Here is a 14,845-nt window from a genome sequence, read left to right as displayed (position 1 = left end):
GAGAGGAAGAGAGTAAATGAGCGGCATAGCATTCATAGTCTCGGCGCCTTCGGGCTCGGGGAAGACCACGCTCTGCAAGATGGCTGCGGACAGGTTCCCGGATCTGAGGATTTCGGTATCCTACACGACCAGAAAGCCCAGGCACGGAGAGGTGAACGGGGTCGATTACTGGTTCGTGGACGAAGATACCTTCGCAGGGATGGTGGAAAGGGGAGAGTTCCTCGAGTACGCAGACGTTTACGGGAAGCGGTACGGCACGTCGAGAAAGGACCTCGAAGACCTCCTTGAGAAGGGCGTAAGCGTCATTCTCGAAATAGACGTGCAGGGCGCGGCAAAGGTAAGGGAAAGGCTCGACGGAGGGGTCTTCGTCTTCGTGCTCCCGCCGTCTTTAAAGGCAGCCGAGGAAAGGCTCATAGCCAGGGGCAAGGACACGACCGAAGAGATACGTCGGAGGCTCGGCATAGCCGCCGGAGAGATAAAGAGGGCCGTCGAGTACGATTATATGATAATAAACGACGACTTGAGGCGTGCCTTCGAGGAGTTTTCAGCCGTCATAACCGCCGAAAAATCCCGGTCGTCCCGGATGGCCGGTAAGCTCAAGGAGCTTTTCGGCGGCCTCGTCGGATAGGGGGCGGTTGACACCGGCCCCTCGAAACTGTATAATTTAAGCCTGTTTTTCAAGGAGGGGTTAAAATGGCAAGGATAACCGTAGAGGATTGCTTGAAGGAGATACCGAGCAGGTTCATGCTCGTGCACCTCGCCGCGCAGAGGGCGAGAGACCTCATAAAGGGCTCACCCTCGTTCATAAAATCGGACAACAAGGCCGTTGTGACGGCGCTCCGCGAGGTCGCGGCAGGGAAGGTCGTTGCGCAGCAGCCGGGCAATAAGAAAAAGCTGGCGGAATAAGACCGGAATAAGACTGACTGGATTGGAAAGCAAAGAGGGGGCTGCCTTGGCAGCCCCCTTTCTTTTTGGCGGCGTTCTACCGCCTCGGTCCGTTAAAGACAAAGAATATGCGCGCGCAGCGCGATTGCGTTTTTTGTTCCGTCTTTCACAACAACCTGGGCATGAGGCATAGCGAACATAGGGATGGGGGAGGGGCGGGCGAGGCGGGGCTGTTAGGAGCGAGGCCAAAGGCCGAGCGACATAAGGGCCCGGAGGAAGGAGGCGGAAAGTGCGCGGAGCCTCATGCCCGAAAAGAGCGCGGCAGCGCGTTAAAAGGCTTTTTGCGACGAGGCTTGAGTATGAGATTATTCGACCGCCTTGCACCTCAGAATGATGAGAAATGGCGGGCACAGCCCACAGACTGTGCCCGCCATGAACTTCCTACTGGCTTCGCCCCGGCAAATGCCAGAAACCGGCGAGGCGGCTGTCTATTTTCGGCACGGCTGAAAGGAGCTTCTTCGTGTAGTCGTGCCTGGGGTTTGAGAATATCTCGGTTGTGGTCCCGCGCTCGACGATCATCCCCCTGTGCATGACGGCCACTTCGTCCGCTATGTACTCGACCACCCCGAGGTCGTGGGTTATGAAGAGGAACGAGAGGCCGAAGTCCCTCTGTATGGATTTCAAGAGATTTAATATCTGCGCCTGCACCGAGACGTCCAGGGCCGAGACCGCCTCGTCGCAGACTATGAACTCGGGGTCCACGGCAAGGGCCCTGGCTATGCCTATCCTCTGGCGCTGGCCGCCAGAGAACTCGTGCGGGTACCGGGACATGGCCTCTGGCCCGAGCCCGACCCGTTCGAGGACGCTTCTTACCTTCTCGGCCCTTTCAATCTTCCCCATGCCGGGCTTTACGGCCCGGAGCCCCTCCTCTATTGTTTCCCTAACGGTGAGCCTCGGGTTCAGGGACGAGTACGGGTCCTGGAATATAATCTGGAGCGACGACCTGAAGGTCTTGAGCCTCCGCTCGCCGAGCGCGGCGATATCCGCGCCCTTGTAGAGGACTTCCCCTCCTGTGGGCTTTATGAGCTGAATTATTGACTTGCCCGCGGTCGTCTTCCCGCAGCCCGATTCTCCCACAAGAGCAAGGGTCGAGCCCTTTCTTATGGTAATGTCGATGCCGTCCACGGCCTTCACATGGCCCACCGTCCTTTTAAGCACCCCTTTCCTTATGGGATACCATGTCTTCAAATTGCGCACTTCAAGGATGGTCTCCCTCTCGGAAGCCGGCACTGCCAGAGGCGGGAGCGCGTCCGGCTCCTGCCTCAAGGGCCTTGAATGGGGCCGGTCCATGAAGCCAGGGTCGTGGAGGTGGCATGCAACTGAATGCCCCTGGGCCCTCTCGGCAAGTGGCGGCTCAATCGATGCGCACCCTTCCATCTCCCTCGGGCATCTGCCCGAGAAGTGGCACCCAGCAGGATAGGAGACCGCCGAGGGGACCGCGCCGGGTATGGTGTCGAGCGCCTTGCCCCTTTTCTCCTGCCCCGGTATGGAGCGAAGGAGCTTTATGGTATACGGGTGCATGGGGTTACGGAATAGCTCCTGCGTTGAGGCGGACTCAACGAGCTTCCCCGCGTACATCACCCCGACCATGTCCGCGTTCCTGTAAACGAGCGCCATATTGTGGGTTATGAGGAGGACGGCTGTGCCGAGGGTGTCCTTCATCTCCCTTATGAGCCTGAGTATCTCCTCCTGGATGGTCACGTCGAGGGCGGTGGTGGGCTCGTCGGCTATGAGGAGGTCGGGCCTGCAGGCAAGGGCCATTGCTATCATAACCCTCTGTCGCTGCCCGCCCGAAAGCCTGTGCGGGTACTCGCCGAAAAGCCTCTCCGGCTCAGGGAGATGCACCTTTTCGAGCATCTCGATTGCCGCCTTCCGGGCCTCTCCCTTGCGCTTCCCCTGATGGAGGACGATGGTCTCCATGAGCTGGTCGCCGATGGTGAAGACCGGGTTAAGGGACGTCATGGGCTCCTGGAATATCATGGAGATCTTGTTGCCGCGTATCTCCCTTTTCGATCTCTCATCGAGCGGCACTATGTCCCTGCCGTTAAGGAATATTTCCCCTCCTGCTATGTAGCCCGCGGGCTCGGGCACGAGCTGTATGAGGGAGAGCGCGGTAACGGACTTTCCGCACCCGGATTCCCCGACCAGGGCAAATGTCCCCCCCTTCGGTATCTCGAACGAGACGCCGTCAACGGCCTTCGCAAGCCCCTTGGGGGTCTTGAAATAGGCGCGGAGGTCTTTTACTTTTATGACAGGTTCCATATTGATGTCATGTTCCCCTCTTTTTTAAAGAGGGGGAGGGGAGATTACTTTAAAGTCAATTTGTAATCCCCCTTTGTCCCCCTTTAGAAAAGGGGGAAATTCAGTCGGGCTTTCAGCCGACCAAAACTTTGAACTTACCGCCTTCCAGGCGGTAGTGGTTCATCAGCGCCTGGATTCTTCGGCTTCGCCTCAGAATGACAATGATAAATGCGCTACCTGTACCTGAGCCTCGGGTCGAGCGCGTCCCTTACGGCGTCCCCGAATATATTGGCGGGGAGGACCAGTCCGAACATGAATATGAACGAGGCCGTAAGGTTCCACCAGACGACCGGGTCCATCGAGAGTTCCAGCCGGGAGGTGTTTATCATGTTGCCCCAGCTCCCCATCTGCGGGCCCACGCCTATGCCTATGTAGCTCAATATGGCCTCCGCGAGCACAAGGGCGCTGAACTGGAGGACGAAGGTTATGAGGACCAGGTGCATTACGTTAGGCACGATGTGCCTGTAGATTATGCCGGGCCTGGATACTCCGAAGGCCCTCGAAGCCTGCACGTATTCGAGCTCCCGCAATTTAAGCGTTTCACCCCTTATGAGCCTGCAGAGGTCGGTCCACGAGGTGATGCCTAATATGAGGGCGAGCCAGAAGAGCCGGTCGTTGAAGACGAAGACCCCGAGGCTCAACTGCCCCTCGGATATGAGCCCGCCCTGGTAGCCTGATGTGCCGAAAAGGAGCATGAACGCCACTATGAGGAGCACGCCGGGTATCGAGGCGAGGGTCGTATATATGTACTGGACTATGTCGTCGAGTATGCCGCCGAAGTACCCTGCGACCACCCCGAAGAAGATAGCGAACGGGACTATTATGAGGGTCGTGCCCGCGCCAATGACGACCGCTGTCCTTACGCCCTTGAGGGCGTTGAAAAAGACGTCGTTTCCGACCTTGTCCGTGCCGAGCCAGTGCGCCCCCGGGTGCTTGAGAGGCGCGTATTCGCGTACGGTAGTCCCGTCCGGGAGCTCGATATTCTCCTTTACGAAGAGGTGCTTTGCGAGCGGGGCCGAGTAGGTCTTTTCGTGGTTTGTCCTCATGCCCTCGAATGCCCTGTCAAGGAGGCTCAGGGCCTGCGCGCTATAGATCGCGCTGCCCTCCGCTGTCCTGGCCTGGACGCCGTCCTCGGCAATCACCGGATCCCTGTAGCGGATGCTGTCGAGCAGCGCAACCGAAAAATAAAGCGCCAATACCGCGAGGCAGGCCATGGCGAGCCTGTTCTTTCTTATCTCCCGCCAGGCCGAAGCCGCGGCGCCGTCCTTCCGTACGGCAACCGCGAAGTATACAATCGCGCCGGCAAGGAAAAATACTATGAAATCTGTCGCTAGGATTACTGGCATTTCATTCCTATTCGAACCTGACCCTCGGGTCAACGAGGGTGTAGCTTATGTCGGTCATAATGAGCCCGATTATGTAGAGTATCGAGCCAAGATATACCATTGAGCGCACTATGGCGAAGTCCTGGGACTGTATGGCGTCTATGGTGAAGCTCCCGAGCCCTGGTATGGCGAAAAAGGTCTCGAGTATAAGGCTTCCGTAAAAGAGGAAGGGTATGGATACGACCACGTTCGTTAAGACCGGTATCATCGCGTTCTTAAGCGCGTGCTTGAAGAGCACCCTGCCTTCGGTGAGCCCTTTTGCCCTTGCTGTCCTTACATAATCCTTGTTTATCTCCTCGAGGAAAACAGTCCTGTAGAAGCGGACCCCCGTGCCTATGGACGCTATGATCCCGATTATGACCGGGAGCACCAGGAACTTGACGGAGTGGAGCCCCGCGTCAAAGCCCGAAATGGGGAACAGACGGAGGAGTTTCCCGAGTATGTACTGCCCGCCGATGATATAGAAGAGGGTCGATACGGACATGAGGACGACCGCCAGAATAACCCCCCATATGTCTATGTAGGTTGCCCGGTAATAGGCTAACATCATCGCCAAGAAGAGGTTCACCGCCACCCCGGCCATGAACATTGGGACGCTTATGGCGAGGCTCGCCCACATGCGCGTCCGTATCTCCTGGCCGATGTCGATATTGTTCCGGTCGGACCTGCTGAAGTCGAACCAGAGTAGCGGCACGGACTTCTGGAAGAAGACCGTCTCCGTCACCTTCTTCAAGCCCGGCTCCTCCGTGTTCACGAAGGCCGGCAGGTCGTAGCCGTGGTCCCTCTTCCAGTTTTCAATGGCAGCCGGAGTGACGTTCTTTTCCCCTAATACCTGGCGGGCCATGTCGTCGGGCGTGTTCACGTAGAAGAAGAGGAGCGCGGTCAGCACGTTCACGCCGATTATTATGGGGACGGCGTAGAGTATCCTTCTTATGATGTACGATAGCATGTTGCCCTACCTGGCCTTCGTGCCGAGGCCGCGCCTTCTGCGGACGGTTATTATGGCCGGGAGCGACCCGATGATTATCACGGCTATGAGCGCCGCTACCGGCCATATTACGGGCCTGTTCCATTCGTCCCTGGACGCCTGCCGCTTCTCCGCGTCCAGTTTTATATACTTCATCGTGTTGTTCGACATGGCGTTGGGCTTTACGTTCTCCACCCAGCCGTGGAAGAGCGAGAACGCAACGGGGTGGTATCCCCATACCCAGGGCGCGTCCCTTCTGAGTATCTCTATCATCCCGTCTATGACCTCCTGCCGGGCAGGGCCGTTCTCCATGTTCTCCATCCTTTTGAAGAGCCTGTCGAACTCGGGGTTCGAGTAGTTGGCGGTGTTCTCGCCCTGGAACTTCACCTTGCCGTTCGGGCCGGCAAGGAGGAAGAAGAAGTTCTCCGGGTCAGGATAGTCGGCGTTCCAGCCCCAGGAGAAGAACTGGAAGTTGCCCTTGAACATCTTTTCCTGGAAGCGGTTGTAGTCGGTCGTCCTGTTTTCGAGCTGGATGCCGAGGAGCGCGAACTTCTTTATGTACCAGTTTATGAGCGGGGTGGAATCGGCCCCGGTCCAGGCGTTGTCGAAGGTGATGACGAGCGGCCTTCCGCCGGGGGTCCTTCCGCCGGGGTAGCCGGCCTCAGCCATGAGCTTCCTGGCCTCGTCCAGCGACTTCCTGACAGGCCTGTTCCTTTTCGGGTCCCAGCCGTAGGCGTACGGGTTTATTCCCTCCTCGCCTTCCTTGTGGCCGAATATGCCCGGCGGGATAGGCGACATCGCGCCTATGCCCCTCCCGTTATTGAATATCGAGATGAATTCATCGTAGTCGAGAACTATGGAGATGGCCTGCCGGAGCTTCTGCTTTTCCGGCGTGTAGCCCCCCACTACGTCATCGAGCATGTTGAACCCGGAGTAATAGACCGAGGGGCGGACCGACGTAAGGAGCCTCATGCCCCTCTCCCGCATATCGTCCGTAAGCTCGGGCCTTCCGCCGCTGCCTATGGAGACGGCCTGGTCGAAGCTTTCCGAGCTTATGCCGGAGTTGTCATAATAGCCCTGGAGGAACTTGTTCCACCTGGGGATGGCCTCCTTTTCGAGCTTGAAGATTATCTTCTCGATGAAAGGCAGGCCCGCTCCCGCGTGCCTGAGAAGCCCCTTTTCGGCGTCGCCCTCCTCGCCGGCCCCGGGATACGGGTCATGTCGGTAGTTCCCGTTTTTTGCGAGCACTATCTCCATGTTCGGGTTGAAGGTCTCCATCATGTACGGGCCCGTGCCCACCGGGAACCTGTTGAGGGTCATGTTCCTGTCGCCGAGCGCGCCCTGCTTGTAGAACTCGGCGGCCTCCCTGGGCATGGGCGCGAAAAAGGGCATGGCCAGCCAGTAGACGAACTGCGGGTACTTGGTCTTCAAGACTATCCTGAACGTGCGGTCGTCTATCTTCTCGACCCCTGGGAAGGGGTGCTTCCGGTAGTCGAGGACGATGGGGTTCTCTTTCTCGTCAGCCGCCTGGTTGTAGGAGAAACCGGCTTCGGCCCGCCTCTTGGCCCTTATCTCTTCCAGGTCGGCCCTCAAGGCTTTTGCATACTCTTCGAGCCCGAGTATGTATTTTTCAAGGATGGAGAGTATGGGGCTTTCGACCTGCGGGTCCGCGAGCCTCATTATCTGGTAGATGAAGTCGTCGGCTGTAAGCTCCCTCGTGCCTTTGACCTTGAAATCAGAGACATTCTTTATCCCGGCCATGTCGCTATTCGCAAGGCCCCTGTAAAGAGGGTCTCCGTCCCGGTCAAGGGCAAATGCGGGGTGGTCCTGGTAGAGTATCCCATCCCTGACTTTCAGCTCGTAGACGGCCCTGTGCACGGCCTCTGCCGGCGCTCCGGCAGGGAGCATCCGCCCGTCCTTGCCGAAATAGACGGGTTCCGGGACCTCCTCGACCGTGAGGGGCTTGAGTTCATACGGCCTCTTCAGGTAATGGTATTCGAGCGGGGGCTCGTATATCTGCCCGATTATGTCGTATTCGTCGGAACTGTAGGCGCGGCCTGGGTCGAGGTGCTTGGGGGGCTCGAAAAAGGTGGTGTAGAAGATGTTCTTGCCGCGTTCGGACGGGCGGTACGGGTCGTTGGGCGTGCAGCCTGCGATGAATACCAATAGCGCGAGGGCCAGCGCCCCGAGGGCTCTGGGAAGGTTCCTACCGATTGCTCCTCTCTCCATAAACTTCATATTTAATTGACGTGCGTCTGGGCAACATAAGTCACTGACCGGTGCTGTAAAAAAGCTTATAATGAACAATATGTTAGAATTAAAAACTTTAACACATCCAGGCTGCGAGGTCAAGCGGGACGGCCCAAAAGAGCGTAAAATCGGTAACTTGGCATGGCTTGACGGGGCTTGACATTTGTCTTATAGTTATGTTAGGATTAAATAATTTTTCTGCCCAGGGAAAGCAAGTAAAGGAAGGGTTTATGAGCAAAAAAGCAGGAAACAGCCAGAGCGTGGAACTTTTGGGCCTTATCGACATAGGGAAGGACAAAGGCTTTCTCACCTATGATGAAATAAACGACGCGTTCCCGCAGGACAATTTTTCTGTGGAGGAGATGGACAACTTGCTTGAGACCCTCGGTGAGCTCGGAATAGACGTTGTGGATAGCGCCGAAAAGGGCGGCCAGGAGGCCCAGGAACCCGCGGAGCCGCGCGAGTTCGAGGTCGAGGAAGTGGAGCGGGTCGAAGACCCGGTAAGGATCTACATGCGCGAGATGGGCGCCGTACCGCTCCTTAAGCGCGAGGAAGAGATAGTCTACGCGAAGAGGATAGAGGAGAGCAGGAACGAACTCAGGAGGCTTACCCTCTCCAGCCCCTTTGCGGTCATAGAGATATTGAGGCTGGTGGGCCGCGTGAAAGCCGGAAAGGCGTCGCTGCGCGACCTCATAGAGGAAGAGGCCGAGGAAAACCAGGCCGAAGAGGCTACCGCGGCGACGGACGAGGTGCTCGCCAAGTTCGAAAGGCTCAGGAGGCGCAAGCCCGATAGCGCGTACAAGCTCCTGAAGGACATGAACCTGAGCGCCAACATCATAAGGCGCGTCGTCAAGAGGATAGTCCGCCTGGAGCACCTCATCGAGCGCGAAGAGTCGAAAAAAGGCCCCCGCAAGCAGGAGCGCGCAAAGGCCCGCATCAGGAAGATAATGAGGCGCCTCGAGATGAAGAGGGGCGACCTCCGCGAGATCGCAAGGCAGGTAAAGATACACGACTTCAACATGTGGGAAGCCAAGCAGAGGCTCATAGAGGCCAACCTCCGGCTCGTGGTCTCCATCGCGAAGAGATACGTGAACCTGGGGCTCAAGTTCTCGGACCTCATCCAGGAAGGCAATATCGGCCTCATGAAGGCCGTCGACAAGTTCGACTACAAGAAGGGCTACAAGTTCTCGACCTACGCCACATGGTGGATACGGCAGGCTATCACAAGGTCCATAGCCGACCACGGGAGGACCATAAGGATCCCCGTCCACATGATAGAGACCATCAACAGGCTATTGCAGACCTCGAGGCAGCTCCTCAAGGAACTCGGCAGGGAGCCCTATCCCGAGGAGATAGCCGAAAGGATGGACATCCCCATCCAGAAGGTCAGGCGCATCCTCAGGCTGATGAAGCAGACGCTCTCCCTCGAAACCCCGATAGGCGACGACGAGGAGAGCTCGCTAGGCGATTTCATCGAGGACGAGAAGTCTCCTTCGCCTTCGGACGCGGCAATAGAAAAGGACCTCTCGGACCAGACGAACTCGGTCCTCGAGACCCTTACCCCGAGGGAGGAGAAGGTCCTCCGTATGAGGTTCGGGATCGGCGAGAAGCAGGACTATACGCTGGAAGAGGTCGGCAAGGTTCTCGGCGTAACCCGCGAGAGGGTGCGCCAGATAGAGGCCAAGGCCATAAGGAGGCTCAGGCACCCGACGAGGGCCAAGCTCCTTAAGGGCTTCAGCGAAGGCTAGCAGGCTGCTCTAAAAGTTGCCCTTTTCCCAGATCTCTTCGTTAGGGTGTAAGTAAAAATGCTCACATATTGGCATATATGCTGCGCTTTTTACTTCCACCCTGCCTCGACCTCGGGAAAAATGGCTAATTTTTAGAGGCACCCTGATATATATGCTCCGCTTTTTATTCCCGCCCTTCCTTGATTGCGGGGAAAATCTCTAATTTTTAGTAATTGTCTTAAAATGGGACTCAAAAAAAAGGGGGGGCGTGAATCGCCTCCCTTTTTTTATCTCTCCGCCTGTCGGATTATCCTGTTCAGTCAGGGTGGCCAGGCGTTCCGGGCCGCCCCTTTAATAGCTCAACCGCCTTTGATACCGGGGCCGTAAGCTTCCAGCCCCAGTAATTGATGAGCGCGTGCAGGCGCCTTTCCCCTCCGTCGTCTCCTGAAAGGAGGTTCCCGAAGTTCGATTCGACGTCCACGGAGATCTTCCGCGCCTTCCTGGACGCCTTTATTTCCGTTAGCATCGCCTTGACCTCTGCGATGAGCTGCCTGTCCCCGTGCAGGAAGAAGTTCTGGTCGCCGCACCTCCCGGTTATCTTCTGGAAGACCACGTTGAACCCGTAGCTTTCGCCGAAGTCCACGAAGGCAGGTATCTCCCTGTAGTTGGCCCTCATGACGGTCATGTTTATGACGACCTCGCTGAACCTGCCCCTCACCTCCCTCACCAGGTCGAGGTTTTCAAGGAGGTCCTCCCACCTGCCGCCCACCCGTATCTTCTCGTACGTCTCCTTTGTCGCCGCGTCGACCGAGATGTTTATTCCGGCGAAGTTCTGGTGCTTGATCCTTTCCCAGTACCTCTTGAGGAGGAGCCCGTTCGTTATGAGGCTGAACTTCAAGTCAGGGTAGCGGCTCCCGTCGAATTCGGTGAGTATCTTGCGCGTATCGGGCCTCGCGAAGGGGTCTCCCCAGCCGCTCAGGATCACCTTCCGCGCCGTGGGCAGGTAGGTGATGAAGTCATTATAGGCCCTCTCAAGGAGGTCCTTGTCCTCCTTGAGATTGGTGTTGCACATGATGCACTTCAGGTTGCAGTAGCCGGAGTTGGAGAAGTTGAATACGGTGGGCGGGGTCGAGACGACGGTCTTCCCGGCCCGTATCTCGTCCGCTGCGGCGGGTATGACCCCGTGCTTTTCAAGGTCGGCGAATTTTACGTCTCTGCCCCCCGAGAGGTGCCACTGGATGAAAGGGCAAGATGGGCGGCATATCTCCTGCCATGCCCCTTCGAGCATCCTTTTCCGCATGGACTGGATTTCCGGGCCGTTCCATATCTCGGAGATGGTCTGCTTCCTGAGGCTCCCTACCGGGGATTTTACCCATCCGGTGCAGCAGGTGAATACGCGCCCGGCCTCGAAAAAATGGAGGCTATTCCAGGGCGCGGGGCAGATTATGCCGTCCATTAGCATCTCCTTGAAAATCCCAGGGCCGTTTCCGGGAGGAAGGCCGGACAGGGTACATTATAACATTGTACAATTACTGATACCATTGGCAATTCACACTGGTAAGCCGGTAGCAAAAGGCCTTTTCCGCACTGCCGTGCGGTTTTTATCCAAAGGCCGTTTGGGCGCTGCCGCGCTTTTTTGCATAAGGCTCCTCACTACCCGCCTCCATCCTCCAGGCTCGGCCCTGTAGGTGCGCTGTGCGCACCATTATCGCTCGGCCTTTAGCCTCGCTCCTGCTGCCCCGCCTCGCCCGCCCCTCCCCCATCCCTATGTTCGCTCCGCCTTACGCCCGGGTTATTCTCAAAGACAAAACAAAGAGGTTTTTGTATTTCAACAGACCCTGGAGGGTAAGGCGAGCGTAGCCTTAGGGAGCGGAGCGTGAACGGGCCGGGTAAGTAGAACGAGGCCCTTCGCTTCGCTCAGGTAAACTCCGCGACTTTGGGGGCCCGTTGAAGATTCCCGGATTTGCATCCGCTCGCTTGACCCAGAAAAAGCTCCTGGGTCGCTGCTCGCTTTTGTGTGTTCACGGGGTGGTGGAGGTAGACAGCAAACGAGCCGTACCCTCGAAACCACGCGGAAAGCGCGGAAAAAGGTCTTTCGCTTATGCCCGAAAGCGCGATAGCATGTTAAAAGCCCTTTGCACAAAAAACGCATACCAGTGCGCAAAATGCTGACATTAACAAAATGGAAAAATTTAACGGTTCAGGTCTAAGAAATCCTGGACGAGACGGCCTCTTCAATTTCGGCTGCGGTCGCCCCTGCCACGAATACTTTCTTTTCCCTGGATTTGAGGCCGGACTCTATGTGGAAGGCGCTTTTCCTTATGCCGGTAAGGGCGGAGAGGAACTCTATGAGGGCCCTGTTCGCCTCGCCCTCTACAGGCGGGGCCGTTATCCGTATCTTGAGCGAGCCCTCCTCCACGCCCTCGACCATGTTTCTTGAGGAGCGCGGCTTGAGCCTCACCCTGATGAACGCGCCCCCTTCGGCGGGCGTTACATATGAAGAGCTATTTCGGGAGGAACTTGAGCTTGTCCGATTCCTCATCGGCCTTTCTGGCCTCTTCCTCTTCAAGGAGCAGGATGGATGAATGGTATTCTATGACCGATTTTATGGAGGATTCCAGCTCTTTCCTCTGCTTCCTCAACCGGAATATCTCGTCCTGGAGCGCGGATGAGCGGGACTGGGCCTGCCTGATTATCTCGTCTGCCTGGAGCCTTGCCTCGGCAAGGAGTATTTCCGCCTCTTTCCTCGCGTTAGCTTTCATCTCCTCGGCCATCCTCTGCACCGTGGTGATTGCCTCCCGGAGGATGTTCTCGTTGGAAGCGTACGCACGTATGCGCTCCCCTGCGTCTTCGAGCCTCTCCTTAAGGTCCATTATCTCTTTCGTCGCCTCGCCCAGGGCCTCGGAAGCGGCATCGCGGAGCTCCTCCACTTCCTTTACGTCATAGCCCCTGAAGCGCTTCCTTAATGCGTGCCCCTTTATCTCGAGCGCGGTTATCTTCATCAGAAGCCTCCTCCTGTCTTGAGCCTGCTGGCGAGTTCATATAGGGAGGGTATTATGCCGGCCTGAATGAAATATATGATTAAAATCACAACGAGAGGAGAGATATCGAGCCCGCCCATCTGGGGCAGCATCCTCCGCACCCTTCCGAGGACCGGTTCCGTTATCTGGTACAGGAACCTTACTATTGGATTATAGGGGTCCGGGTTCACCCACGAGAGGATGGCCCTTATGACTATTATCCAGAAATAGAGGGTCAGGACAGTGTCGAGCACCTTTGTGAGCCCGATTATGATATTGGCCAGCATGAACATTCAGTTTTCCTTGTTATATGGTTTTGTCTTTGATGACTTACGGGAGCTCGCGCCTACTTCCCCCCTGAAAGCTCCCGTGCCCTTTTAGCCGCAGCGATTACGGCGGAAGCGACCGTCTCCTTTAGGCCGCCCTCATCGAGCCTCCGGAGGCCCTCGATCGTGGTCCCGCCTGGGGAGGCGACCATGCGCCTGAGCGCGTCAAGCCCCATCGGGCTCTCCATCGCGAGCTTCGCGGCGCCGAGCACGGTCTGGAAGGCGAGCTCCTTTGACGTGTCCGCAGGAAGGCCCGCCCTTATCCCGCCGTCGATGAGCGCTTCGATAAAGAGGAAGACGTACGCGGGCCCGCTTCCGCTAAGTCCCGTTACCGCGTCCATAAGGGACTCTTCCTTTACCGCGACTACCTTCCCGATAGACCCGAATATCTCGGTTGCGAACTCGAGGTGGCGCTCGCCAGTGCCGAGCCCAGCGCAAACGGCCGTAACCCCCTCGCGGACGATCGCGGGGGTATTGGGCATGGCCCTCACTACAGGCAGAAAATGCGAAAGGCCCGCTTCCTTCAGGACCTCGAGTATGCGCGAGGTGGTTATGCCGGCTGCGGTCGAGATAAGGAGCTTCCCGGCCTCTATCTCGGGGGCTATCTCCCTCAAGACGCCTTCGACGTCGCCTGGCTTGACCGTCAGGAATATTATATCAGCATTCCTGGCGGTTTCGAAGTTCTTGCTGAGGACCTTTACCTCGTAGCTCTCGGCGAGGTGGATGAGCCGCTCGTTTATCCTGTCGCTTGCGATTATCTGCCCGGGACTTAACTTCGATGAGGCGAGCAGCCCCTTGATGAGGGCCTCGGCCAGGTTCCCGCTTCCGAGAAAGCCTATGGTTTTCCTTGTGAGCATGTTGTTTGCAGGATTAAGGCAACTCTAAAAATTAATCTTTTCCCCGGACTCTGCGTCAGGCCATGAATAAAAATGCTCACATATTATCATATATGCTCCGCTTTTTATTCCCGGCCTTCCTTGATTGCGGGAAAAATCTTCAATTTTTAGAGGTTGTCATTAATTCGGCTGCTGAAAAAGCCATCGAGCGGGTCCTCAAAATTCGGACGCTCCGGCATTCGGGAAAACACGCCCGGAGCCCTTATTTTTCGACCCTGCACTTGAGCTTTTCCGGGAGCCTGTCAGGCGGACTTGGCGGCCTTTTTACCTTGTGCTTCCCTGCTGCCGAATATGGCGGTCCCGATCCGGACGATAGTGGCGCCTTCCTCTATTGCCACCTCGAAGTCGCTTGACATGCCCATCGAGAGGTCCTTAAGGAAAACGCCGGGGAACCTTTCCTTATTGATGCGCTCGGCGAGGCGCCGGAGCATGGCGAAGTACGGCCTTGACATCTCGGCGTCCTCGAAGAAGGGGGGGATGGCCATAAGGCCCTTGAGCCGGAGGTTCGCCATGCCTGATACGCCCCTGGCGAGCTTCACGGCCTCGTCCGGGCTTACCCCGCCTTTTGTCTTCTCCCTCGCTATGTTCACCTCTATCATGATATCGAGCGGCGCGGAAGCCCTCTTTTCAAGCTCCTTTGCGAGCTCTATCGAGTCCACGCTCTCGATCATGTCAAAAAGCTCTACGGCGAGTTTAGCCTTGTTCTTCTGGAGATGGCCTATGAAGTGCCACTTTATCTTCTTGTCCTTGACCTTACTTATCTTTTCCTGGGCCTCCTGCACGTAGTTTTCGCCGAAGACCCGGAGGCCAGCCGATACGGCCTCCTTGACCTTTTTGGCTTCCACCATCTTGGTGACAGCCACGACCGTTATCTCGCCGGGGTCGCGGCCAGCCTTCCGTGCCGCCCTCCTTATCCGGTCGTAAATATTAAGGATATTCTCAGAAATATTGTTTCCAGCCATCAGGGAATCCGGCAAACAGTATTTAGGGGCCGACGGCCCTTTAAAACCGAGCGGGGAGAAGAGAAG

Annotated in this window: 13 protein-coding genes; 3 read left to right on the top strand and 10 right to left on the bottom strand. The window is 57.0% G+C overall.

Going from position 1 to position 14,845, the window contains the following annotated elements:
• The first annotated feature begins 16 nt into the window (after positions 1–16).
• Complete coding sequence (gmk, locus tag QY316_11510) at positions 17–628, top strand: guanylate kinase (protein WKZ32525.1); 612 nt, start codon at positions 17–19, stop codon at positions 626–628.
• 65 nt (positions 629–693) lie between these two features.
• Complete coding sequence (gene rpoZ / locus QY316_11505; protein WKZ32524.1) at positions 694–906, top strand: DNA-directed RNA polymerase subunit omega; 213 nt, start codon at positions 694–696, stop codon at positions 904–906.
• 420 nt (positions 907–1,326) lie between these two features.
• Here the strand turns inward: rpoZ and QY316_11500 are convergent, their stop codons facing one another.
• The 4 genes from QY316_11500 to QY316_11485 form a co-directional block, all read right to left on the bottom strand.
• Positions 1,327–3,207 (bottom strand): ABC transporter ATP-binding protein, encoded by a 1,881-nt coding sequence (locus QY316_11500; GenBank protein ID WKZ32523.1) that lies wholly within the window; start codon positions 3,205–3,207, stop codon positions 1,327–1,329.
• A gap of 212 nt (positions 3,208–3,419) precedes the next feature.
• Positions 3,420–4,592 carry an ABC transporter permease gene (locus tag QY316_11495; GenBank protein ID WKZ32522.1) on the bottom strand — a complete coding sequence of 391 codons (1,173 nt, stop codon included), beginning with the start codon at positions 4,590–4,592 and terminating at the stop codon, positions 3,420–3,422.
• A gap of 7 nt (positions 4,593–4,599) precedes the next feature.
• The gene (locus QY316_11490) at positions 4,600–5,580 is read right to left on the bottom strand and encodes an ABC transporter permease (protein ID WKZ32521.1); all 981 of its coding nucleotides are present in this window, start codon (positions 5,578–5,580) and stop codon (positions 4,600–4,602) included.
• 6 nt (positions 5,581–5,586) lie between these two features.
• A complete protein-coding gene (locus QY316_11485) occupies positions 5,587–7,827 on the bottom strand; it encodes an ABC transporter substrate-binding protein (protein WKZ32520.1) in 2,241 nt (746 codons plus the stop codon).
• 251 nt (positions 7,828–8,078) lie between these two features.
• Here QY316_11485 and rpoD point away from each other — a divergent pair, with 251 nt between their 5' ends.
• A complete protein-coding gene (gene rpoD, locus QY316_11480) occupies positions 8,079–9,596 on the top strand; it encodes an RNA polymerase sigma factor RpoD (protein WKZ32519.1) in 1,518 nt (505 codons plus the stop codon).
• A 295-nt stretch (positions 9,597–9,891) separates the two neighbouring features.
• Here rpoD and QY316_11475 read toward each other — a convergent pair whose 3' ends face one another.
• The 6 genes from QY316_11475 to QY316_11450 form a co-directional block, all read right to left on the bottom strand.
• A complete protein-coding gene (locus QY316_11475; GenBank protein WKZ32518.1) occupies positions 9,892–11,031 on the bottom strand; it encodes a radical SAM protein in 1,140 nt (379 codons plus the stop codon).
• 750 nt (positions 11,032–11,781) lie between these two features.
• Positions 11,782–12,036, bottom strand: coding sequence for a DUF167 domain-containing protein (locus tag QY316_11470; GenBank protein WKZ32517.1), 255 nt, complete (start codon positions 12,034–12,036; stop codon positions 11,782–11,784).
• 43 nt (positions 12,037–12,079) lie between these two features.
• On the bottom strand, positions 12,080–12,577 hold the full coding sequence (locus QY316_11465; GenBank protein ID WKZ32516.1) for a DivIVA domain-containing protein: 498 nt from the start codon (positions 12,575–12,577) through the stop codon (positions 12,080–12,082).
• Positions 12,577–12,888, bottom strand: coding sequence for a YggT family protein (locus tag QY316_11460; protein WKZ32515.1), 312 nt, complete (start codon positions 12,886–12,888; stop codon positions 12,577–12,579). Before QY316_11460 ends, QY316_11465 begins: the two co-directional genes overlap by 1 nt.
• Before the next feature lie 53 nt (positions 12,889–12,941).
• The gene (gene proC / locus QY316_11455) at positions 12,942–13,778 is read right to left on the bottom strand and encodes a pyrroline-5-carboxylate reductase (protein ID WKZ32514.1); all 837 of its coding nucleotides are present in this window, start codon (positions 13,776–13,778) and stop codon (positions 12,942–12,944) included.
• A gap of 281 nt (positions 13,779–14,059) precedes the next feature.
• Complete coding sequence (locus QY316_11450) at positions 14,060–14,779, bottom strand: YggS family pyridoxal phosphate-dependent enzyme (protein WKZ32513.1); 720 nt, start codon at positions 14,777–14,779, stop codon at positions 14,060–14,062.
• Positions 14,780–14,845: the final 66 nt, after the last annotated feature.

This window comes from Thermodesulfobacteriota bacterium (assembly GCA_030583865.1).
In the GTDB taxonomy this organism is placed as follows: Bacteria; Desulfobacterota; GWC2-55-46; order GWC2-55-46; family GWC2-55-46; genus UBA5799.
This window is presented reverse-complemented; position numbering and strand designations above follow the sequence as displayed.

What these genes read in the sequence shown, in the direction of transcription:
- QY316_11500 (WKZ32523.1), bottom strand. Translation starts at nt 3,207, where the DNA reads ATGGAACCTGTCATAAAAGTAAAAGACCTCCGCGCCTATTTCAAGACC.
- QY316_11450 (WKZ32513.1), bottom strand. Translation starts at nt 14,779, where the DNA reads ATGGCTGGAAACAATATTTCTGAGAATATCCTTAATATTTACGACCGG.
- QY316_11490 (WKZ32521.1), bottom strand. Translation starts at nt 5,580, where the DNA reads ATGCTATCGTACATCATAAGAAGGATACTCTACGCCGTCCCCATAATA.
- QY316_11460 (WKZ32515.1), bottom strand. Translation starts at nt 12,888, where the DNA reads ATGTTCATGCTGGCCAATATCATAATCGGGCTCACAAAGGTGCTCGAC.
- QY316_11475 (WKZ32518.1), bottom strand. Translation starts at nt 11,031, where the DNA reads ATGGACGGCATAATCTGCCCCGCGCCCTGGAATAGCCTCCATTTTTTC.
- proC (WKZ32514.1), bottom strand. Translation starts at nt 13,778, where the DNA reads ATGCTCACAAGGAAAACCATAGGCTTTCTCGGAAGCGGGAACCTGGCC.
- QY316_11495 (WKZ32522.1), bottom strand. Translation starts at nt 4,592, where the DNA reads ATGCCAGTAATCCTAGCGACAGATTTCATAGTATTTTTCCTTGCCGGC.
- rpoD (WKZ32519.1), top strand. Translation starts at nt 8,079, where the DNA reads ATGAGCAAAAAAGCAGGAAACAGCCAGAGCGTGGAACTTTTGGGCCTT.
- QY316_11485 (WKZ32520.1), bottom strand. Translation starts at nt 7,827, where the DNA reads ATGGAGAGAGGAGCAATCGGTAGGAACCTTCCCAGAGCCCTCGGGGCG.
- gmk (WKZ32525.1), top strand. Translation starts at nt 17, where the DNA reads ATGAGCGGCATAGCATTCATAGTCTCGGCGCCTTCGGGCTCGGGGAAG.
- QY316_11465 (WKZ32516.1), bottom strand. Translation starts at nt 12,577, where the DNA reads ATGAAGATAACCGCGCTCGAGATAAAGGGGCACGCATTAAGGAAGCGC.
- rpoZ (WKZ32524.1), top strand. Translation starts at nt 694, where the DNA reads ATGGCAAGGATAACCGTAGAGGATTGCTTGAAGGAGATACCGAGCAGG.